Source organism: Streptomyces sp. NBC_00252, from assembly GCF_036187565.1.
Taxonomy (GTDB): Bacteria; Actinomycetota; Actinomycetes; order Streptomycetales; family Streptomycetaceae; genus Streptomyces.
The window spans coordinates 5122003-5141881 of sequence record NZ_CP108087.1 but is presented as its reverse complement, the minus strand read 5'-3'; the positions used below and the strand labels follow the sequence as shown (position 1 = coordinate 5141881).

General features: G+C 71.7%; 16 protein-coding genes and 2 tRNA genes. 13 read left to right on the top strand and 5 right to left on the bottom strand.

Annotated features, from left to right (window positions below; genetic code table 11):
- Positions 1–411 precede the first annotated feature (411 nt).
- Positions 412–1641 (bottom strand): MFS transporter, encoded by a 1230-nt coding sequence (locus OHT77_RS22510; RefSeq protein WP_328830316.1) that lies wholly within the window; start codon positions 1639–1641, stop codon positions 412–414.
- 132 nt (positions 1642–1773) lie between these two features.
- Between OHT77_RS22510 and OHT77_RS22505 the strand changes: the two genes are divergently transcribed.
- Entirely contained in the window at positions 1774–2352 is a 579-nt protein-coding gene (locus OHT77_RS22505) for a TetR family transcriptional regulator (protein ID WP_328830315.1), read from the top strand.
- 42 nt (positions 2353–2394) lie between these two features.
- Here OHT77_RS22505 and OHT77_RS22500 read toward each other — a convergent pair whose 3' ends face one another.
- Both OHT77_RS22500 and OHT77_RS22495 read right to left on the bottom strand, forming a co-directional pair.
- A complete protein-coding gene (locus tag OHT77_RS22500) occupies positions 2395–6747 on the bottom strand; it encodes a PAS domain-containing protein (RefSeq protein WP_328830314.1) in 4353 nt (1450 codons plus the stop codon).
- A gap of 213 nt (positions 6748–6960) precedes the next feature.
- Complete coding sequence (locus tag OHT77_RS22495) at positions 6961–7449, bottom strand: SSI family serine proteinase inhibitor (RefSeq protein WP_328830313.1); 489 nt, start codon at positions 7447–7449, stop codon at positions 6961–6963.
- 169 nt (positions 7450–7618) lie between these two features.
- Here OHT77_RS22495 and OHT77_RS22490 point away from each other — a divergent pair.
- The 4 genes from OHT77_RS22490 (at position 7619) to OHT77_RS22475 (ending at position 8724) form a co-directional block, all read left to right on the top strand.
- Positions 7619–7709, top strand: a tRNA-Ser gene (locus OHT77_RS22490).
- Positions 7710–7914: 205 nt separating this feature from the next.
- Positions 7915–7987, top strand: a tRNA-Arg gene (locus OHT77_RS22485).
- 268 nt (positions 7988–8255) lie between these two features.
- Complete coding sequence (locus OHT77_RS22480) at positions 8256–8477, top strand: hypothetical protein (RefSeq protein WP_026150079.1); 222 nt, start codon at positions 8256–8258, stop codon at positions 8475–8477.
- Positions 8478–8556: 79 nt separating this feature from the next.
- Entirely contained in the window at positions 8557–8724 is a 168-nt protein-coding gene (locus tag OHT77_RS22475) for a hypothetical protein (protein WP_328830312.1), read from the top strand.
- A 433-nt stretch (positions 8725–9157) separates the two neighbouring features.
- Here OHT77_RS22475 and OHT77_RS22470 read toward each other — a convergent pair whose 3' ends face one another.
- Positions 9158–9676, bottom strand: a complete 519-nt coding sequence (locus tag OHT77_RS22470) for a hypothetical protein (protein WP_328834303.1) — start codon at positions 9674–9676, stop codon at positions 9158–9160.
- A gap of 204 nt (positions 9677–9880) precedes the next feature.
- Positions 9881–10366, bottom strand: coding sequence for a MarR family winged helix-turn-helix transcriptional regulator (locus OHT77_RS22465; RefSeq protein ID WP_328830311.1), 486 nt, complete (start codon positions 10364–10366; stop codon positions 9881–9883).
- Positions 10367–10529: 163 nt separating this feature from the next.
- Between OHT77_RS22465 and OHT77_RS22460 the strand changes: the two genes are divergently transcribed.
- From OHT77_RS22460 to OHT77_RS22425, 8 genes are all read left to right on the top strand, one after another.
- On the top strand, positions 10530–10904 hold the full coding sequence (locus OHT77_RS22460) for an HGxxPAAW family protein (protein WP_328830310.1): 375 nt from the start codon (positions 10530–10532) through the stop codon (positions 10902–10904).
- 36 nt (positions 10905–10940) lie between these two features.
- Positions 10941–11831 (top strand): DUF2797 domain-containing protein, encoded by an 891-nt coding sequence (locus OHT77_RS22455; protein ID WP_328830309.1) that lies wholly within the window; start codon positions 10941–10943, stop codon positions 11829–11831.
- A 230-nt stretch (positions 11832–12061) separates the two neighbouring features.
- Entirely contained in the window at positions 12062–12565 is a 504-nt protein-coding gene (locus OHT77_RS22450) for an antibiotic biosynthesis monooxygenase family protein (RefSeq protein WP_328830308.1), read from the top strand.
- Positions 12562–13440 (top strand): amidohydrolase family protein, encoded by an 879-nt coding sequence (locus tag OHT77_RS22445; RefSeq protein ID WP_328830307.1) that lies wholly within the window; start codon positions 12562–12564, stop codon positions 13438–13440. Before OHT77_RS22450 ends, OHT77_RS22445 begins: the two co-directional genes overlap by 4 nt.
- Before the next feature lie 220 nt (positions 13441–13660).
- On the top strand, positions 13661–14401 hold the full coding sequence (locus tag OHT77_RS22440; RefSeq protein WP_328830306.1) for a response regulator transcription factor: 741 nt from the start codon (positions 13661–13663) through the stop codon (positions 14399–14401).
- Positions 14398–16032 (top strand): HAMP domain-containing sensor histidine kinase, encoded by a 1635-nt coding sequence (locus tag OHT77_RS22435; RefSeq protein ID WP_328830305.1) that lies wholly within the window; start codon positions 14398–14400, stop codon positions 16030–16032. Before OHT77_RS22440 ends, OHT77_RS22435 begins: the two co-directional genes overlap by 4 nt.
- Before the next feature lie 14 nt (positions 16033–16046).
- Complete coding sequence (locus OHT77_RS22430; RefSeq protein WP_328830304.1) at positions 16047–17549, top strand: bifunctional glycosyltransferase family 2/GtrA family protein; 1503 nt, start codon at positions 16047–16049, stop codon at positions 17547–17549.
- Positions 17546–19783, top strand: coding sequence for an ArnT family glycosyltransferase (locus OHT77_RS22425; protein ID WP_328830303.1), 2238 nt, complete (start codon positions 17546–17548; stop codon positions 19781–19783). The genes OHT77_RS22430 and OHT77_RS22425 overlap by 4 nt, the downstream gene beginning before the upstream one ends.
- The last annotated feature ends 96 nt before the right edge of the window (positions 19784–19879 follow it).

The window sequence follows — 19879 nt, the reverse complement described above, 5'->3', positions numbered from 1 at the left end:
CCGACGACCTCACCGGCTCCCAGCCGAAGAACCACCGGCGCCAGCGACGACCCCACCGGTGCCCGGCCGAAGAACCACCGGCGCCAGCGACGACCTCACCGGCGCCCAGCCGATAAATCCACCGGCGTGCAGCCGACGACCCCACCGGCTCCCAGCCGATGAACCTACCGCCGCGCAGCCGACGACCTCACCGGTGCCCGGCCGAATAACCACCTGGGCCAGCGACGACCTCACCGGCGCCCAGCCGATGAATCCACCGGCGTGCAGCCGACAACCCCACCGGCGCTCAGCCGATGAACCCACCGCCGCGCAGCCGACGGCCCCACCGGCGCCCAGCCGAAGAACCACCCGCGCCCAGCGACAACCGCACCACCGCCCAGCGACAACCTCACCCCCGCCCACCCGACGACCTCACCCCCGCGCACCCCGCATCGCCGTAGCCCCCCACCCGATCACGAGCCACACCCCCGCCACCACACACACCCCGCCCCAGCCCCAGTGGCTGAACGCCGGTCCCGCCAGTGCCGAGGCGATGGCGCCGCCGGCGAAGCCCGCGACGACGTACGCCGTGTTGGCCGTCGCCGGGGTCGCGGTGGTGGTCAGGGCGAGGGTCTGGTTGGCGACGTGGGAGGCGACCAGGGCCGCGTGGATCACGATCGCGGCGACGAACAGGGCCCACAGGACGTGCCCGCCGAGCCAGAACAGCGGTACGGACACGGCCGCGAGCACATACGCGGACCGTACGACCTTCCCCGCCCCGAACCGGTCGACGAACCCGCCCGCGAGCGGAGCCACCGCGCTGGCGGCCAGCCCGAAGAGCCCGAACAAGCCGGCCGTCGCGGTCGAGAAGCCGTAGGAACCGCCGGTCGTGCCGGTCAGGAGCAGGGCCAGGGTCGTCCACAGGGCGCTCCACGCGCCGAACATGCCCGCCTGGCGCAGGCACGCGCGCCACAGGTCGGGGGAGGTGCGGACCAGGCCGGGCAGCGCCGCGAGGCCGGCGAACAGGGGGCCGGAGCCGCGCCGCCTCTCGGACGGGAGGACGTACGCGGTGGCAAGGCCGAGGGCGAGGGTCAGGGCGGCCGAGCCGATGAAGACGACCCGCCAGCCGTAGGCCTGGCCGACCAGGCTGCCGACGACCCGCGCGGCCACGATTCCGGTGAACAGGCCCGCTATGACCGCCGCGACATGGCGGGCGCGGTGGTGCGCGGGGGCGCGTTCGGCGACCAGCGGGACGAGGAGCTGCGGTACGACGGTCGCCGCCGCCGCGACGAACACGGCGACCGCGAGGGCGGCCGTGCCGGGGGCCGCGGCACCGGCGAGCAGGGCCGCCGTGGTGGCGACGGAGAGCGCGGCGACCAGGGGGCGCCGGTTCACGCGGTCGCCGAGCGGGGCGAAGAAGAGGAGGCCGGTGGCGTAGCCGAACTGCGCGACCGACGCGATCCACGCCACGGCGGACGGGGTCGAGCCGAAGTCGTGCGCGATGAGGGGGAGCAGCGGGCCCGCGAGATAGATGTTGGCGGCCGTCACGGCGGTACAGACGGCGATGAGGACGAGGAAGAGGCGGTCGGCGGCCGTGGGCACCGGCGTTCCCGTCGGGACCTGCACCGGATGCACCGGCTGAGCCGTGGTTGCGGAGGACATGAGCGGGAGGACTCCTTCGAGCCAGCTCTAGCAACTAACTGGTTGGTTGGCAGCTCCAACAGCATGCGATCTCCCGGAATTCCCTGTCAACCAACCAGTTGGTTACGACCCCTCGCCGAGTACCCTGGCCCCATGGCAGTCAGAGACCCCGAGGCCACCAAGGCCCGGATCTTCGAGTCGGCGGTCGCCGAGTTCGCCCGGCACGGCATCGCGGGCGCCCGCATCGACCGCATCGCAGCCGAGGCCAAGGCGAACAAGCAGCTGATCTACGCCTACTTCGGCAACAAGGCGGAGCTGTTCACCCAGGTCCTCGGCCGGTCCATGCTCGACCTCGCCGTCGCGCTGCCCGTCGACCCGGACGACATCGAGGGCTGGATCGACCGGCTCATGGACTACCACGCGGCCCACCCCGAACTCCTCCGCCTCCTCTTCTGGGAGGGCCTGGAGTACGGCACCGCCGAACTGCCCGACGAGGCCGAGCGCCAGGAGCACTACGCGCTCAAGGTCGCCGCGCTCCAGGACGGCCAGGACCGGGGCGTCGTGAGCGACGCGATCCCGGCCCGCGACCTGCTCTTCCTGCTGGTCGCGATGGCCAACTGGGGTGTCGTCGTACCGCAGATGCGCCGCGTCCTGATCGGCGCGGACGACACGGACGGCGACCGCCTCCGCGAGTCCATCAAGGAGGCGGCGCGGCGCCTGGTCGCCAAGTAGCCCTGTTTCCGGGCTGCTTGGCGAAGTGGTCCATTTCCGGGGCTAGTTGGTACCGATCCGTGCCAGCAGATCCACGATCCGCGACTGGACCTCCGAGCTCGTCGACCGCTCCGCGAGGAAGAGCACGGTCTCCCCCGAGGCGAGCCGCGGCAGATCCGCCTGGTCCACCGCGGCCGTGTACACGACGAGCGGGGTGCGGTTGAGCTGGCCGTTCGCGCGCAGCCAGTCGACGATCCCGGCCCGCCGCTTGTGCACCTGGAGCAGATCCATCACGACCAGGTTCGGCCTCAACTGCCCAGCCAGCGTGACCGCGTCGGCGTCACTCGCGGCCCGGGCCACCTGCATCCCGCGCCGCTCCAGCGTCGCCGTCAGCGCCAGCGCGATCTCCGCGTGCTCCTCGATCAGCAGCACGCGCGGCGGATGCTGCTCGCTGTCCCGCGGCGCGAGCGCCTTCAGCAGAACGGCGGGATCGGCACCGTAGGCCGCCTCCCGCGTCGCCTGTCCGAGCCCGGCCGTCACCAGCACCGGCACCTCGGCAGCGACCGCCGCCTGCCGCAGCGACTGCAACGCCGTCCGCGTGATCGGCCCGGTCAACGGGTCCACGAACAGCGCCGCCGGGAACGCGGCGATCTGCGCGTCGACCTCCTCGCGCGAGTGCACGATGACGGGCCGGTATCCGCGGTCGCTCAGCGCCTGCGTGGTCGTCACGTCCGGCGCGGGCCACACGAGCAGCCTGCGTGGATTGTCGAGCGGCTCGGGGGGCAGCTCGTCGTCGAGCGGCTGCGGCCTGGGTGTGTCCGCGATCTCGACGGCCCCACCGGGACCGTCCAACGGCTCCGGCCCCTCGGCCGCGTTCTCGTCCGGTGCTCCTATGGCGTACGACCGTCCGGCGCCCTCGGTCATCTGCGCGAGCCGCGACTGCCCGGCCATGGACGGCTGCGCCTGCTCACCCTGCGGATGCGTCCGCCCGCCCTGCTCCCCCGCCCCACCGGCGGGTTCGGGCCGCGTCCCCAGCTTCCGTCGCCGACCGCCGCCACCCGGCTGATGCGGCGGCGGAGTCGCGGTCGGCTGCTGCACCTGAGCCGCCTGCCGCGTGAACGGCACCCCCTGCCCCAGCGTCCGCACACTGATCGCCCGCCCCTGAGTGGAGTTGGGATCGATGGGCGCGACAGCCTCGGCAGGCAACGGCTGAGCGGCCCGCGCCTGCGGAGCGTGGGGAGTACCGGCCGCGGGAGTGTGCGGATTCGCCTCCGCGTTCGGCGCTACGGCCGCCTCGGCGCCGTTCGCCACCACGGCGGCCGGAGCCGCGCCGGGCGTACCCGCGCCCGGTGCCGGCTGTGCGGCCGGGAGCGCCTGCGGTGGCACCGGCTGCCCGGACTGCCCCTGAACGGGCGCGACTTGACCGGGAATGCCGTGCGGGGACACGGGTTGCCCCTGAGCCGGAAGCCCCTGTGCGGGTACGGCCTGACCGGGAACACCCTGCGGCGGAATCGGCTGACCGGGCGCCCCGGGGACCGCCTGCCCAGGGATGCCCTGACCCGGGATGCCCTGCGGAGCGACCGGCTGGCCCTGGATCCCCTGCGGCGCGACCGGCTGACCGGGGTTGCCCTGCGGCGGCACGCCCTGAGCCGGGATGCCCTGCCCGGGCACCGCCTCCGCCGGAAGCGGCAACGGCTGACCCGTCTGCGCCTGCCCCGGAGCGCCGGGATTCTGCGCGGGAGCGAGCTGCACGGCGGCACCGGGCTGCCCGGCCACCTGCCCGACTCCCTGCTGTCCTACGCCCTGTTGCTGCCCGGCACCGACCTGCGCCGGCACCCCCTGCCCGGCCGTACCCTGCGCCGGAACCACCGCACCGGGCTGCCCCTGCCCCTGCACCTCGACACCGGACTCCCCGACCTGCGCCTGCTGTTGAGGCTGCGGCTGGGCAACTGCCCTACGCCGCCGCCCGGTCGGCGCACTCGCGGGATGCGGCTGGGGCGGAGTGTGATCGGCGCTCTGATCGACCGGAACGGCATCGTGCCGCCCGTCATCGGCAGGGTGCCCACCGGGAACCTGCCCCGGCACGACCGGAACCCCCGGCGCCTGCGCAGCCGTGGCCGCCGGTACGTCCGGCGTCCGGTCGGCGTCGGCCGGCGGCAACGCGAACACGGTTCGTGCCCCCGCCTCCTGCGCGGCGGCCCGCTCGGCCGCGGCGGCCAGCGCCCGCCTACGACGCCCGGTCGGCTGCCCGTCCTCGCCACCGGACTCGCCTGAGCCCTCGGGGCCACCGGCTTCATCGGCGGAGCCGCCCGCGGGCAACGCCGCCGGCAGCGCCTGCCGTTCGCCGCCCACCGGCACGCCTCGCGGCGACACCGTGCCGCCAAGACCGTTACCGGAGGCCGCGGTCCCGGCGGCGTGCTCCGCCGCCGTCATCACAGCGCCCTCGGAGACACCCTCGGATCCGCTCTCGTCACCGTCGGCCGCGCGCCCGCGCCGCCGCCCGGTGCCGCCGGACGCACCCTCGCCGCCCGCCTCCACGGCAGCCGCCGACTCGTCGCCCGCGCGCCGCCTGCGCCGCCCGGTCGGCACCGCGGCCTCGCCGCCCCCGGCGGAGTCGTCGGGACCCGGCACCTCGCTCTCCAGGAACGCGTCCACGGAGGGCCGCCGGGCCCGGCGCCGACCGCTGGTGCCGGACGCCTGCTCGGGCAGGGCGAGTTCGGCCCCGCCGGCCGCGGCCGGAGCGGCCATCGCGCCCGCCCCGCCGCCGATCGGCACCTCCAGGACGTACGCGCTGCCGCTCATCCCGGGCACGTCGTGCGTCTGGAGCACCCCGCCGTGCGCCCGCACGATCCCGCGCACGATCGGCTCGTGCACCGGGTCTCCCCCGGCATACGGCCCGCGCACCTCGATCCGTACGACCTCACCGCGCTGCGCCGCCGCCACGACGACCGTGTTGTCCATGTAACCGCCCGCCGACATGGGCGAGTTGCCGGTCGCGTCGACGCCCGCGACATCCGCGACGAGATGCGCGAGCGCGGTCGCGAGGAGCACCGGGTCGACCTCGGCCTCGATGGGCGGCGCGTGCACGGCGAACTGCACCCGCCCGGGCCCGATCAGTTCCACGGCCCCGTCGACACCGGCCGCGACCACCGCGTCCAACATCACTTTCGTACGGGCGAGTTCCCCGTCGCCGGTCTCCAGCCGCTGGTACCCGAGCACGTTGTCGATGAGCTGGGTGATGCGCGAGTAACCGGCCGAGAGGTGATGGAGGACCTGGTTGGCCTCGGGCCACAGCTGCCCGGCGTCGTCGGCGGCCAACGCGGCCAGTTCGCGGCGCAGTTCGTCGAGGGGGCCGCGCAACGACCGTCCGAGCAGCGTGAGAAGTTGCTCGTGCCGTCCGGCCAGCTCCTCGAAGCGGTCCTTCTCGCGCTCGCCGAGGGCGGCGTACCGCTCCTCGTTCGCCGCGAGTTCCTCCTCGTGCCGCTCCTGGAGCTCCTCCAGCTCGGTGATGTGCTTCTGGCGCAGCGAGGTCAGCTCGGACGCGTGCTCCTCGTCGAGCCGCTCCAGCTCGTCCCGGTGCAGCTTGTCGGCGGCCTCCTTCTCCTCGGCGAGCGAGTCGTAGGGCCGCCGGTCGGTGAACGTCATGACGGCGCCGACGAGTTGGTCGCCGTCGCGCACGGGCGCGGTGGTGAGGTCGACGGAGACCCGGTCCCCGTTCTTCGCGAACAGCACCTGCCCGCGCACCCGGTGCTTGCGCCCGGACCGCAGGGTGTCGGCGAGCGGCGACTCCGCGTAGGGGAACGGCGACCCGTCCGCCCGCGAGTGCAGCACGAGCGTGTGCAGTTCCTTGCCGCCGAGATCGCTGGCCCGGTACCCGAGGATCTGCGCGGCGGCCGGATTGACGAGCACGACCCGCCCGTCGGTGTCCGTTCCTACGACGCCCTCGGCGGCCGCGCGCAGGATCATCTCGGTCTGCCGCTGGGAGCGGGCCAGTTCGGCCTCGGTGTCCACGGTCCCGGAGAGATCGCGCACGACGAGCATCAGGAGTTCGTCGGAGGTGTAGCCGTAGCCGTCGTAGGCCTGCTGGCCGTCCTCGAGGTTGGCGCTGGTGACCTCGACGGGGAACTCGGAGCCGTCGGTGCGGCGGGCGGTCATGCGGGTGGGCTTGGTCCGGCCGCGCGGGTCCATCGAGTCGGGGCGGCGCATGGACCCGGGGATGAGCCGGGAGTCGAACTCCGGCAGCAGGTCCAGCAGTCCGCGCCCGACGAGCGCGGTGCCCGGTGCCTCGAAGGCCTCCAGCGCGATGGTGTTCGCGTTGACGACGGTTCCGTTGGCGTTGACCAGGACCAACGCGTCCGGGAGCGCGTCGAGTATGGCTGCGAGGCGAGCAGCGCCTCGGGATGGCCTGCTGCTCACGAGACGCTTCCTCCCTGTTACCGCACCTTTCCGACCGCGGAGGCCATCTTGCCAACCTGCCCGCGACGTGTCACGCGAGGGAGTCTAAGGGCAGTCGTCCTGCTCGCGGAGTGAGATGAGAGGGAGGTCGCACGGTGAAGTGACGTAGAACGTGTGACCGATCATTGACCGGCCGCCGATCCGCACCCTCTTCAGCGGGTGGCTCCGGCGTCCTCAGCGGCCGGTGCCGAGAGCGGGCAGCAGCGGGACCATCGCGTTCCAGCGGGAGATCTCGCAGCCGTTGCCGCGGTCGTACGTCGTGTCGACCGGGCGGCCGGCCCAGGTGCCGGTGACATGGGCGGTGGCGGGGCCGCCGTAGATCATCGTGCACATGCTGTCCGGGGGGACCGGGGCGAAGGGGTCCTTTCCCCACTGGGTGTTGCGGCCGACGGCCTCGCAGGCGCCGGTCACGTCCGGGTGGGTGCCGCCGCCGGGGTGGCAGTACAGGTCGTGCGTGCCGTCGGCCGCGGTGCCCGTGTTCCGGACGGTGACCGTGAGGTGGTCGCCGCCGGAGCCGTCCTCGTCACGGACAGGTGGTGGCGCGAGGGTGCGGGGCGCGGCGGGGGCGGTCTGGGCGCGGGCGGCGGCGGACGGCGCGGCCAGCGAGCCGACGGTGGCGGCGGACGCGGCGGCGATCACGAGGAGACGCTTGACCTGCAACATGACCTGACTAACGCCCGCCGGCCCCGGATGTTGCGGACCCGGCCGCCGGCATCAACGGCTTTGCCCTGCGGGCCGCCTGCCTAGTACCGTAGGAGGCGATTGGTGACAGCGCGCTCGTCTGTGTCATCATCTGCACGCACCACTCGCGCTCGCGCGGGTGGTTGATGCTGGAGGCGTCGCCTAGTCCGGTCTATGGCGCCGCACTGCTAATGCGGTTTGGGACGCAAATCCCATCGAGGGTTCAAATCCCTCCGCCTCCGCACCACACTCGAAGCCCCGGTCCACGCGACCGGGGCTTCGGTCGTAGCGGGGGTCGTCCTGAAGCCGCTCTGAGGCCGTTTTCGCAGCTCACAACGGGTATGGCTAACGGATTTCACATGGCGGCGGCAGTCATGTAATGTTCTTCCTGTCGCCGCGAGCGGGCCGGAAGGGCCGGGAGCGAGACAGAAAAACAAGAGAAAACAAGCACTCGTAGCTTAACGGATAGAGCATCTGACTACGGATCAGAAGGTTGCAGGTTCGAATCCTGCCGAGTGCACATCGACGAGAGGCCCCGGAGCGATCCGGGGCCTCTCGTGTGTGTCCCGGCCGCGCTCTGGTCGCGTCCTGCTCGTGCCCCGGCGTCCGTTGTTTCGAAGGCGGGCGGCGGTTTTCGGGTGGTTCCGGGGCGGGTGCGGGAAGGGCCAGGTCAGGGGCGTGAGGGGTACGTCCGGGGCGGCGTTGTGGTTCCCGAGTGCCCGATCTGTGATGAACAAGCGATGTGGACGGCCTCAGCGAGTGGCGTGTCTAGGCCCATACTGGAGTCAATGACAAAGCCAGCTGCACCGAAGCGCTATTTGCCCACCAGTCCCTTCAAGGCCCCGGCCGCGGCGGCACCCAAGCAGTTCGCCGTGGGCGACCAGGTCACACACGACATGTACGGCCTCGGCCGGGTCATCGGCATCGAGGACGGAATCGCGGTGCTCGTCGACTTCGGCTCGGTCCAGGAGCGCATCCTGAGTCCGTACGCCAAGATGAGCAAGCTGTAGGACCGCCGTGCCCGGTCACGGCACACCAGGCCCCAGCGGCCTGTAACGAACGGGAGACCCTCTCATCGACCTGACCTCGTTGTTCTCCGCCCCGGAAGGGGCGTCCCGCCATGCCAACGCGGGATCGCCCCCTCCGGCGACGAACCCCTTCCAGGCCCCGGACTTCGGGGAGGACGAGACCCTGCTGCTCGACGACGGGCAGATGGCCTTCTCGGACATGGACGAGGCGTACCGCAGGGCGGGCTAGTCACGGCGGGCCGGGCTTCCACGGCCACGGCGGGCCGGGTTCCCTGGTCATGACGGGCCGGGTTCGATGGCGCACGACGAGCCGATATCCATGGTTCGTCACCGACCACGTCCCCACGGCCACGGCAGACCAGGCCCCAGACCCCGACGGGCCAGTCCTCCACGCCCGGACCCGACGAAGCCCCGTCAGTCAACGGCGCGGCCTGCGCCGATGACGGCCGATTTCCACCCCTTTCTCCTACTTCCCGCCACGTCCCGTCCCGCGTCCTTCAGCGGGTCCGATCGGACACCGGCGGCATTTTGGCGATCCTGCGCGGGCTGACTCGGGGTCGGAACGCGGCGACGGCGGGGGCGGGCTGCGCTGTGCGGCTGCCTGGCCGATCACCGCCGAGCGCACACTGCCCGCTGGATCCGGTACTTGGTCGCCCGGGGCCTTACGCCGCCGGGCTGAACGCGGGGGAAGCGGGGGTCGGGAGTGCCGGGAGCTTGATCGGCGCGGTGGGTGTGGCCTTGCCGGTGAAGACGAACACGCGGAGGACCAGGAAGCGGCCGATGCCGGCGAGGGCTGAGGCGGTGAGGTAGACGGTCTGTTCGGTGAGCATGCCCGGGGAGGGCTGGACCGTGTGGAGGACGAGGATCGCGGCGGACGTGGCCGCGTAGGCCGCCGCCGCGGAGCCCGCCGACTGCCAGTGCTCGCGCCGGCCGGGACGGCGGCCGGTGCCGAAGGTGAACAGGGCGTGCAGTTCGGTGCAGAGGACGGTCGAGGCGATGGTGATGAGGGCGTTCGCCGCCACCCATGGCATCAGCTCGGCCAGCAGGGGTACCGCCGCGCTGGAGAGGACCCCGACACCGCCGCCGCACACCACGAACCTGACGAACGACGCCAACGCACCAGGCGCGGCCGTCTCCTTGAAGTTCTCCTCGGGCGTCCCCGTGGTCGCCGTGGTCGCCATTCCCGGCTTCGGCGAGAGCAGCGACTTCATGGAATGTCCCTCCGTACGGCGGCCGTTCGGCCTGGGCCGACCCTCTTGACCGGCTGAGGTCAACGATGCCGTCGTACGGTTCCGCGCACGATGAAGCGGTCTCCCGAACCGTTGGTGGAGCGGGCTGTACCAACGGGGTCGGGTTTACCCCCCATGTGGATGAGAAGGGCTCGCTCACAACTCCTTGTCCCTGGCGCGGAGTTCCTCGATGTAGTCGTGGGTCAGCGCCGACGCGCGGGTGAACCAGTCGGACAGTACGGCGATCTCGGCGGGGGAGTAGTCGGCGAAGAGGGCGTTGAGGCGGTCGTAGTAGGGGCCGTAGAGGGCGGTCAGACGGGCCACCGCGGCCGGTACCGAGGCCACGCGGACGCGGCGGCGGTCGGCCGGGTCGGGGACGCGGGTGATGAAACCGGCGCGCTCGAGGCGGTTGAGGATGCCGGTCACCGCGCCCGTCGTGACGTGGGCGTGTTCGGCGAGGTCGCCCGCGGTGAGGAGGTTCTCGCCGGCCTTCAGGACGCAGCCGAAGCAGAGCAGATCGGTGATGTTCAGGCCCAGCCGCTCGGCCATTTCGTGTTGGCCGACCTGGGCGTCGGCGATGAGGGAGTCCATCGCGTCCAGCGCCTGGGCCGGGGTGGCGGCGGGGCGGGGCTTGGCTTGCATCGATATTGCCTTAGCTCGTGAGAGGTTTATGCTCTAAACTTCTTAGGTCGTGAGGTAAATGTGGGGCGGGTCCCTGTGGACGGGGCTGAGGTGTCTGTGGGGTCCGTCCGTTCGGGGTCCGTCGGGTCCGTCGGGTCCGTCGGGATGTCAGGGAGGTCGACGTATGAGCGCACATCAGTATGACGAGGGGCATACGGTCGCGGGCTGGACCGGATTCGGCATCGCGACCGTCGGGACGGCCGTCGCCGGGGTCGGCGTGTGCGCGGTGTCGGCCCTGCTGATCGGTGCGGGGCTGGGGATCGTGGCGGTGAGCGTCCTGGTGACGTGGGCGCTGCACCTCACCGGCTGGGGGAAACCGCCGGGGCGGCGGGACCGGGAGCAGTGGGGGATGCGGGTACGGGACCCGTCGGCGCGGGCAGGGCACGCCGGGTGTGTGGGGTGCCGGCTGGCGGGGCGTGGCCGTGGGCGCGGGCAGGTGGCCGAGGGGCGTGCGGTCGTGGCCCGGGAGTCCGCCCCGGTCGGTGAAACCGCAGGCTGAGGGCGTTGTCAGTGGCGCCCTCTAATCTCGTGAGGGATGGCACAGACATGGAAGTGCTCGGGGTTGCGGTGGGCGGCTGATGGCCCCGAGTTGAAGTGGGACGGCGGGCGCGGGAGCCCGTTGCCCCGGGGGAAGCGGGTGGCCTTCGCGGTCGCGGAAGGGGGCGGGCGGACATGTGTGGGGGCGCGGGGGCACGCCTGTCCGGTGCGGGCGGCGGTGCCGGAGCGGAGTACGGGGGCGCGGTGCGAGGAGTGCGCGCGGCTGGACCGGGCGCACTCGGTGGCCGCCGACACCATCGCGGACGACCCGCGGCCGTACCACGTATATCTGGCCTGGTTCGGCCCCGGCCTGCTCAAGGTCGGCATCACCGCCGAAGAGCGGGGTTCCGCGCGGCTGCTTGAACAGGGCGCCGTCTGCTTCAGCTGGCTCGGCCTGGGCCCGCTGATGGCGGCCCGCCGCTCGGAGGAACTCCTGCGCGCCGCACTGCGGGTACCGGACCGGATCCCCTACGCCGAGAAGCGCGCCGTACGGTCCGAGTTGCCGGGGTCGGCGGCGGAGCGGGCGGCCGAGATCGCCGACCTGCACGTCCGCGCGGTCGCGCTGCGCGAATGGCCGGAGTCGCTGCGCCGCGAGCCGTATTGCCCTGTGGACCACGCCGAGGTGTTCGGCCTCGCGGGACTGCCTTCCGCTGTGGGCGAGGTGAGCGGGCTCGTCGCGGGCGGGGTGGTGAGCGGGGAGGTGGTGGCCGCCGCCGGTCCGGATCTTCACCTTGCCACCGAGCGGGGGGTGATCGTGCTGGACAGTCGGCTGATGACGGGGTGGGAGCTGATCCCGGCGGGTTCCTCCGGGGGTGACGTGGGGGGATTCACTGTGCCGGTGCGGGAGTTCAGGCGGGGGGTGCCGGGGGTGCAGGAGGGGTTGTTCTGAGGGTGGGGCGGTGCGGGTGGGTGGAGCAGGGGGTGCGGTTGGGGGCGGGAGTTGAGGTTGGACGAGGGGGGGTGCGGGCGGAGCGCGGGGTGGGGTCCGCAGAAGTCGGCGTGGCCGTAACGCAGCGCCCCACCCAACCTCACCCCCCAAGGTCAAGACTTGGATCCCCCGTGGATCCCTTTCGGTAAGCCGGTGGACTTCGCTCGGGGTCGGGACTGATCGTGGATGACATGAGCGATCACGGCATTGCACCTGTCCCGGCACCCGTACCCGCACCCATACCCGCACCTGTTGCCGCCCCCGGTTCTCCGCCGATCCCCGCCCCCGCGCCCGTCCCCGCCCACCAACCCCCGTACTACGCCGTCGTCTTCACCTCCCTCCGCACCGAGGGCGACAACGGATACGGGGAGACGGCCGACCGGATGGGTGAGTTGGTGAAGGGGATTCCCGGGTTTCTCGGGGAGGACTCGGCCCGGGTGCCGGGTGGGCTGGGGATCACCGTCGCCTACTTCCGGGACCTCGCCGGGATCGAGGCGTGGCGGGCGCACGCGGAGCATCGGGTGGCGAAGGAGTATGGGCGGGAGCACTGGTACGAGCGGTACTCGCTGCATATCGCCAAGGTCGAGTACAGCCGGGGATTCGAGCGGGGCGCGGAAGCGGAAGCGGACACGGCAGCCGGAGCTGCAACCGGCGCCCGCATCGAAGCCGTAGCGGAAACAGGAGCGCAGGTATGACCGAGGCCGTCGAAGTGAGCCGGTTCTGGGGGCGGTTGGGCCTGCCCGGGCTGATCGACGTGCACACGCACTTCATGCCCGAGCAGGTGTTGCGGAAGGTGTGGGCGTACTTCGACGCACTGGGGGAGGCGACCGGCGGAGTCCTGGAGTGGCCGATCACCTACCGGGACGCCGAGGCCGAACGGGTCGCGCGGATAAGGGAGTTCGGAGTACGCGCTTTCACCGCCATGCTCTATCCGCACAAGCCCGGTATGGCCCAGTGGCTGAACGGCTGGGCGGTGGACTTCGCCGCGCGGACGCCCGACTGTCTGCACACCTCGACTCTCTTCCCGGAGCCGGGAGTCGAGGGGTATGTACGGCAGGCACTCGACGACGGGGCACGCGTGTTCAAGGCGCATGTGCAGGTGGGGGCGTACGACCCGGCCGACGAACTGCTCGACCCCGCCTGGGGGTTGCTCGCCGAGAGCGGGACGCCTGTCGTGATCCACTGCGGTTCGGGGCCCGCGCCCGGCAAGCACACCGGGCCCGAGCCGATCGCCCGGGTGCTGGCCAGGCACCCCCGGCTGCGGCTGGTGTTCGCGCACATGGGGATGCCGGAGTACGAGGACTTCCTGGACCTGGCCGAGCGGTACGGCGAGGTGCGGCTGGACACGACGATGACGTTCACGGACTTCAGTGAGCGGCTCGCGCCCTTCCCACCCCGCGCACTCCCCCGCCTCGCCGCGCTCGGCGACCGGGTCCTGCTGGGCACCGACTTCCCGAACATCCCCTATCCCTACCTGCACCAACTGCACGCCCTGGAGCGGCTGGACCTGGGTGACGACTGGTTGCGCGCGGTCTGCCACGACAACGCGGCGCGGCTGTTCGGACGGTGAGGGGCACCTGAGAGACCGGCCGGTACGGGTGATGCGTGGAGAGGGTGGAGATGCGGGGGAGACGGAGGCCGGTGGAGGGAGGGTGCACGGGTCCGTGACCGTTGGATGAGGGCCGGGCAAGCGGTTCCAAGGCGTTCCCTGAGTGGTGGCTGTGCGTTTCTCAGGAAAATCACAGACTCCGGAAAGCGTGTTCTTAGGGGGCCCCGACAAGGTGTCCACTATGACCACGACCTCGCCCCAGGGGCGCACCGAACTGCTGAGGCCGGACGGGAGCCCCGTCCGAGTGCTTGTGGTGGACGACGAGCTGTCGATCACCGAGCTGCTGTCCATGGCCCTTCGTTATGAGGGGTGGCAGATCCGCAGTGCGGGTGACGGGACCGGCGCGATCCAGACCGCGCGCGAGTTCCGGCCCGACGCCATCGTGCTGGACATGATGCTGCCCGACATGGACGGCCTCACCGTCCTCGGTCGGCTCCGCCGCGAGCTGCCGGATGTGCCCGTGCTGTTCCTGACGGCGAAGGACGCCGTGGAGGACCGTATCGCCGGGCTCACCGCCGGCGGTGACGACTACGTCACCAAGCCCTTCAGCCTCGAGGAGGTCGTGGCCCGGCTGCGCGGGCTGATCCGCCGCTCCGGTGCGGCCGACCGCCGTTCGGACTCCGTGCTGGTCGTGGGCGACCTCACCCTCGACGAGGACAGCCACGAGGTGTCGCGGGCCGGCGAGGGCATCCACCTCACGGCGACCGAGTTCGAGCTGTTGCGCTTCCTGATGCGTAATCCCCGCCGTGTCCTCAGCAAGGCGCAGATTCTCGACCGTGTGTGGTCGTACGACTTCGGTGGGCAGGCCAATGTGGTCGAGCTCTACATCTCGTATCTGCGGCGCAAGATCGACGCCGGTCGTGAGCCGATGATCCACACCCGGCGTGGGGCCGGTTACCTGATCAAGCCCGCCGCGTCATGAGCGGGCGACGACGGCCGCGTGCGCAGAAGAAACGAGCGGGCAAGCCGCGCACCCTGCGGACCCGGCTCGTCGTCGCGTCCGTGACGCTGATCGCGGTGGTGTGCGCGGTGATCGGCACCGTGACGACGCTGGCGCTGCGGTCGCATCTGTACGGCCAGTTGGACGGCCAGCTGAACGAGTCGGCCTCGCGTGCGTCCGGTTCGTTCGGCCCGCCCGGCGCCCAGCAGCCCAAGGGCGGCCTGGGTGCGCCGGACGGGAAGGCGCAGACGGGCACGCAGGCCCGCTCGACCTCGCTGTCGGACTTCGTCACCAAGGGCCCGCAGCCCCAGGGCACGATCATCGCGAAGGTCGAGAACGGCTCCATCACCGACGCCCGCCGCGGTGTGAAGCAGACGAGCGACCTGCAGATGACCCCGAAGACGCTCAGCACCGCCCAGCTCGCCGCGCTCGGCTCCGTCCCCCAGGACGGCAAGCAGCACACCGTGGACATCCCGGGTGTGGGCGACTTCCGCGTCGAGTACAAGAGCGGGGACAACGGCAACTACTACGTCGCCGTACCGACCTCCGAGGTCGACAACACCATCAACACCCTGATCCTCGTCGAGCTCAGCGTCACCGGCGCCGGCCTAGTCGCCGCCGCCATCGCCGGCTACGTCCTCGTCGGTGTGGCCACCCGCCCCCTGCGCCGGGTTGCCGCCACCGCCACCCGGGTCTCCGAACTCCCGCTCCACACCGGCGAGGTCACCCTCAACGAACGCGTCCCCGAGTCCGAGACCGATCCGCACACCGAGGTCGGCCAGGTCGGCGCCGCGCTCAACCGCATGCTCGACCACGTTCACGGCGCCCTGCACGCCCGCCAGCAGAGCGAGATGCGGGTACGGCAGTTCGTCGCCGACGCCAGCCACGAGCTGCGGACACCCCTCGCGTCGATCCGCGGCTACGCCGAGCTGACCCGGCGCGGCCGGGAGCAGACCGGCCCGGACACCAAGCACGCGCTCGGCCGGATCGAGTCCGAGGCGGGCCGTATGACCCTCCTCGTGGAGGACCTGCTGCTCCTCGCGCGGCTGGACGCGGGCAGACCGCTGCAGTTCGACCAGACCGACCTCATCCCGCTCGTCGTGGACACCATCAGCGACTCGCGCGCGGCCGGGATGGACCACAGCTGGCGGCTCGACCTGCCGGACGAACCGGCCCTCGTGTCGGCGGACGCGGCCCGGGTCCAGCAGGTCCTGATCAACCTGCTGGGCAACGCCCGCAAGCACACCCCGCCCGGTACGACGATCACCGCCCGCGTGCAGCGGCGCGGGCCGTGGATGTGCGTGGACGTCGAGGACAACGGCCAGGGCATCCCGCCCGATCTGCTGCCGCATGTCTTCGAGCGGTTCGCGCGCGGCGACTCGGCGCGCTCCCGCTCCACGGGATCGACCGGTCTGGGTCTCGCCATCGTGCAGGCGGTCGCGACCGCACACGGCGGAGCCGTCACCGTGGACAGTGTTCCCGGACGCACGGTGTTCACCGTGCATCTGCCCGCGCTCGCACCGGCCGTGCCCGCGCCCGCCCCCGAAACGAATTGGCAATCGCACTCACAGGCACAGCACAGTGCCACCACATGGGTGCAACAGGGCGCTTGAGCAGAGTCGGTTCCATGCGAACCGACACTTCTCCCGGCACCCTGCCGGCGCGGGAGCACCTCCCGGCCGGAGACGCCGGTACGCCTGTCCTGGACGTAGTGATCCCCGTCTACAACGAGGAGAAGGACCTCCAGCCATGTGTGCTCAGACTGCACGAGCACCTCAAGCGCACGTTCCCGTACGCGTTCCGCATCACTATCGCGGACAACGCGTCGATCGACACCACCCCCCAGGTGGCGGCGCGGCTGGAGTCGGAGATCCCCGAGGTGACCTCGTTCCGGCTGGAGCAGAAGGGGCGCGGTCGAGCACTGCGCACCGTCTGGTCCGCCTCGGACGCCCCGATCCTCGCCTACATGGACGTCGACCTCTCGACCGACCTCAACGCGCTGCTGCCCCTGGTGGCTCCGCTGATCTCCGGTCACTCCGACCTGGCGATCGGCTCCCGGCTGGCCCGCTCGTCGCGTGTCGTGCGGGGCGCCAAGCGCGAGTTCATCAGCCGGACCTACAACCTGATCCTGCGCGGCTCGCTGCAGGCCCGCTTCTCGGACGCGCAGTGCGGGTTCAAGGCGATCCGGCGTGATGTGGCGCAGGCGCTGCTGCCGCTCGTCGAGGACACCGGCTGGTTCTTCGACACCGAGATGCTGGTGCTCGCCGAGCGCGCCGGACTCCGGATCCACGAGGTTCCGGTCGACTGGGTCGACGACCCGAACTCGACCGTCCACATCGTGAAGACGGCGACCGAGGACCTGAAGGGAGTGTGGCGGGTGGGCAAGGCCCTGGCGTCCGGTTCGCTGCCGCTCGACCGTGTCACGCGTCCCTTCGGCGACGACCCCCGCGACCGCGACATCCAGGACGTGCCCAAGGGGCTGGCCCGCCAGCTCGTCGGGTTTTGCGTGGTCGGCGGTCTCTCCACCCTCTTCTACCTGGTCCTCTACAGCCTCTTCCGGCAGTTCGGCGGCTCCCAGGTCGCCAACGCGCTCGCCCTGCTGGTCTCGGCGGTCGCCAACACCGCCGCGAACCGCCGGCTGACCTTCGGGGTCCGCGGCCGGGGCGGCGCCGTCCGCCACCAGGCGCAGGGCCTGGTCGTCTTCGCCATCGGCCTCGCGCTGACCAGCGGCTCCCTCGCCGCCCTGAACGCGGCCAGCAGCGACCCGGCGCACTCCACCGAACTCGCGGTCCTGGTGGCCGCCAACCTCGCCGCGACCGTGCTGCGCTTCCTGCTCTTCCGCGCCTGGGTGTTCCCGGACCGCGACGACAGCGCCGAGGAACCGCCGCTCGCGGCTCTCGACTCCCCTTCCTCGCCGACGTATGCGACGGCACCGCAGTCCCCGCAGCACCCGCAGTACCCCGGTTCCTACGCCCCCCTGCCGCAGCGCCAGTCCCCGCAGGGGACGTACGACACCGCCTCCACCACCCAGTTCCGCGCCGGTGAAGCCGCGGACGGCACCTGGAGGGACGCGACGATGCAGTTGCAGCCGGTGCGTCCCCACGACACCGATCCGAGGAACTCCCGATGACGACCGACACCGATCAGACGACCCGTCCGGGAGGAGGCAGCCCCTCGTCCTGGGGGCCGACCACCGGTGACGGCGACACCGGCAGAGACACGGCCGCCGAACCGGGCGCGCACACCGTCGCCCCCGGGGCCGGTGAGCCGAAGCAGCCGCTCGGCCGCCGACTGTGGCGCGGCCGGCCCGAGGACCCGCGCTGGGTGCGCCCCGCGTTCTGGAGCATGCTGCTGGCCACGGGCCTGCTCTACCTCTTCGACCTGAGCGCGTCCGGGTACTCCAACTCCTTCTACTCGGCGGCGGTTCAGGCCGGCAGCAAGAGCTGGAAGGCGTTCCTGTTCGGCTCGCTCGACGCGGGCAACGCGATCACCGTCGACAAGCCCTCGGCGTTCCTGTGGCCGATGGAGATCTCGGTCCGCGTCTTCGGCCTCAACTCCTGGGCGATCCTGGTCCCCGAGGTCCTCATGGGCGTCGGCACGGTCGCGGTCGTCTACGCGGCGGTACGCCGCCGGCACAGCCCGCAGGCCGGTCTGATCGCGGGCGCCGTACTGGCGCTCACCCCGGTCGCCGCGCTGATGTTCCGCTTCAACAACCCTGACGCGGCACTGGCGTTGCTCATGGCGACCGCCTGCTACCTCGTCGTCCGGGCCCTGGAGGACGGCCGGACGAAGTGGCTGGTCTGGGCCGGAGTCGCGATCGGCTTCGCGTTCCTCTCCAAGACCCTCCAGGCCTTCCTGATCCTGCCGCCGCTCGCGATCGTCTACGCGGTCTGCGCGCCGGTGAGCGTGAAGAAGAGGTTCGCCCAACTGGGCCTGGCCACCGGCGCATTGGTCGTCGCGGCCGGCTGGTGGGTGGCGCTCGTCGAGCTGTGGCCGGCGTCCTCGCGCCCCTACATCGGCGGCTCGCAGAACAACAGCTTCCTTGAACTGACCTTCGGCTACAACGGGTTCGGCCGTCTCAGCGGCGACGAGACCGGCAGCGTCGGCGGCGGCGGCGGCGGCACGGGCACCGGCATGTGGGGTGCCACCGGCTGGAACCGCATGTTCAACGACGAGATCGGCAGCCAGATCTCCTGGCTGCTTCCCGCCGCGCTGATCCTCCTGGTCGCGAGCCTGGTGGCGACGCGGAAGCTCAACCGCACCTCGGTCAGGCGCAGTTCGATGCTCGTGTGGGGCGGCTCGCTGGTGACGACCCTGGTCGTCTTCAGCTACATGGCCGGCATTTTCCACCAGTACTACACGATCGCGCTGGCCCCCTACATCGCGGCCGTCATCGGCATCGGCGCGGGCTCCCTCTGGGAGAAGCGCGGCGAGATCTGGGCGTCGATCACCCTCGCCGCGGCGGGAGTCGCGGCCGGCGTGTGGGGCTACGTCCTCCTCAACCGCACCCCCGACTACCTGCCCTGGCTGAAGTGGCTGGTCCTCATCGGCTCCCTCGTCGGCGCGCTCGGCCTGATCTTCGTGGCCAAGGTCGGCCGCCAACTCGCCCTCGCGGCAGTCGGCTTGAGCATCGTGGCGGGCCTGGCGGGCCCCACGGCGTACACGCTCTCCACCGTCGACTCCGCCCACACCGGCTCGATTCCTACGGCCGGTCCGGCGGGCGCGAGCATGATGGGCGGCGGTCCGGGTGGCGGCGGTCGCGGCGGCTTCGGCGGCGGCAACCGCACCGGCGGCACGGGCACGATGCCCGGCCGGCAGGGCGGCGGCACGACCCAGAACCAGGGCGGCGGCTTCCCCGGCGGCGGCACCATGCCCGGCGGCGGCACGGGTGGCGGCACCGGCACCATGCCCGGCGGCGGCACCGGCACCCAGCGGCAGGGCGGCGGCTTCGGCGGCCAGACGGGCGGCGACGGCGGCATGGGCGGCGGTGGCGTCGGCGGTCTGCTCAACGGCGCGACGGTCACCTCGGCGGCCAAGAAGCTGCTCCAGACGGACGCGGGCAAGTACACCTGGGTCGCCGCGTCCATCGGCTCCCAGAACGCCGCGAGCTACCAACTCGCCACCGGCGACCCGGTGATGGCGATCGGCGGCTTCAACGGCACCGACCCGTCGCCGACGCTGGCCCAGTTCAAGAAGTACGTGGCGGACGGCAGGATCCACTACTTCATCTCGGGCGGCACCGGCATGGGCGGCAGCAGCACGGGCAGCTCGTCGCAGATCTCCTCGTGGGTCGAGAAGAACTACAAGAAGGTGACGGTCGGTTCGGCCACCTTCTACGACCTGACGCAGAAGACGACCAGCTGACCGGAGCGACCTGAGAGGGGCGGTGACCACCCGGTCACCGCCCCTCTTCGCGTCCGACGTATCTCCGTTGTACGCCGTACAGGAACTGTTCTACGG

Coding starts and splice junctions, on each gene's coding strand:
- OHT77_RS22470 (WP_328834303.1), bottom strand. CDS start 9,676: ATGGCGACCACGGCGACCACGGGGACGCCCGAGGAGAACTTCAAGGAG.
- OHT77_RS22450 (WP_328830308.1), top strand. CDS start 12,062: ATGAGCGATCACGGCATTGCACCTGTCCCGGCACCCGTACCCGCACCC.
- OHT77_RS22505 (WP_328830315.1), top strand. CDS start 1,774: ATGGCAGTCAGAGACCCCGAGGCCACCAAGGCCCGGATCTTCGAGTCG.
- OHT77_RS22465 (WP_328830311.1), bottom strand. CDS start 10,366: ATGCAAGCCAAGCCCCGCCCCGCCGCCACCCCGGCCCAGGCGCTGGAC.
- OHT77_RS22455 (WP_328830309.1), top strand. CDS start 10,941: ATGGCACAGACATGGAAGTGCTCGGGGTTGCGGTGGGCGGCTGATGGC.
- OHT77_RS22440 (WP_328830306.1), top strand. CDS start 13,661: ATGACCACGACCTCGCCCCAGGGGCGCACCGAACTGCTGAGGCCGGAC.
- OHT77_RS22425 (WP_328830303.1), top strand. CDS start 17,546: ATGACGACCGACACCGATCAGACGACCCGTCCGGGAGGAGGCAGCCCC.
- OHT77_RS22495 (WP_328830313.1), bottom strand. CDS start 7,449: ATGTTGCAGGTCAAGCGTCTCCTCGTGATCGCCGCCGCGTCCGCCGCC.
- OHT77_RS22435 (WP_328830305.1), top strand. CDS start 14,398: ATGAGCGGGCGACGACGGCCGCGTGCGCAGAAGAAACGAGCGGGCAAG.
- OHT77_RS22510 (WP_328830316.1), bottom strand. CDS start 1,641: ATGTCCTCCGCAACCACGGCTCAGCCGGTGCATCCGGTGCAGGTCCCG.
- OHT77_RS22480 (WP_026150079.1), top strand. CDS start 8,256: ATGACAAAGCCAGCTGCACCGAAGCGCTATTTGCCCACCAGTCCCTTC.
- OHT77_RS22460 (WP_328830310.1), top strand. CDS start 10,530: ATGAGCGCACATCAGTATGACGAGGGGCATACGGTCGCGGGCTGGACC.
- OHT77_RS22445 (WP_328830307.1), top strand. CDS start 12,562: ATGACCGAGGCCGTCGAAGTGAGCCGGTTCTGGGGGCGGTTGGGCCTG.
- OHT77_RS22430 (WP_328830304.1), top strand. CDS start 16,047: ATGCGAACCGACACTTCTCCCGGCACCCTGCCGGCGCGGGAGCACCTC.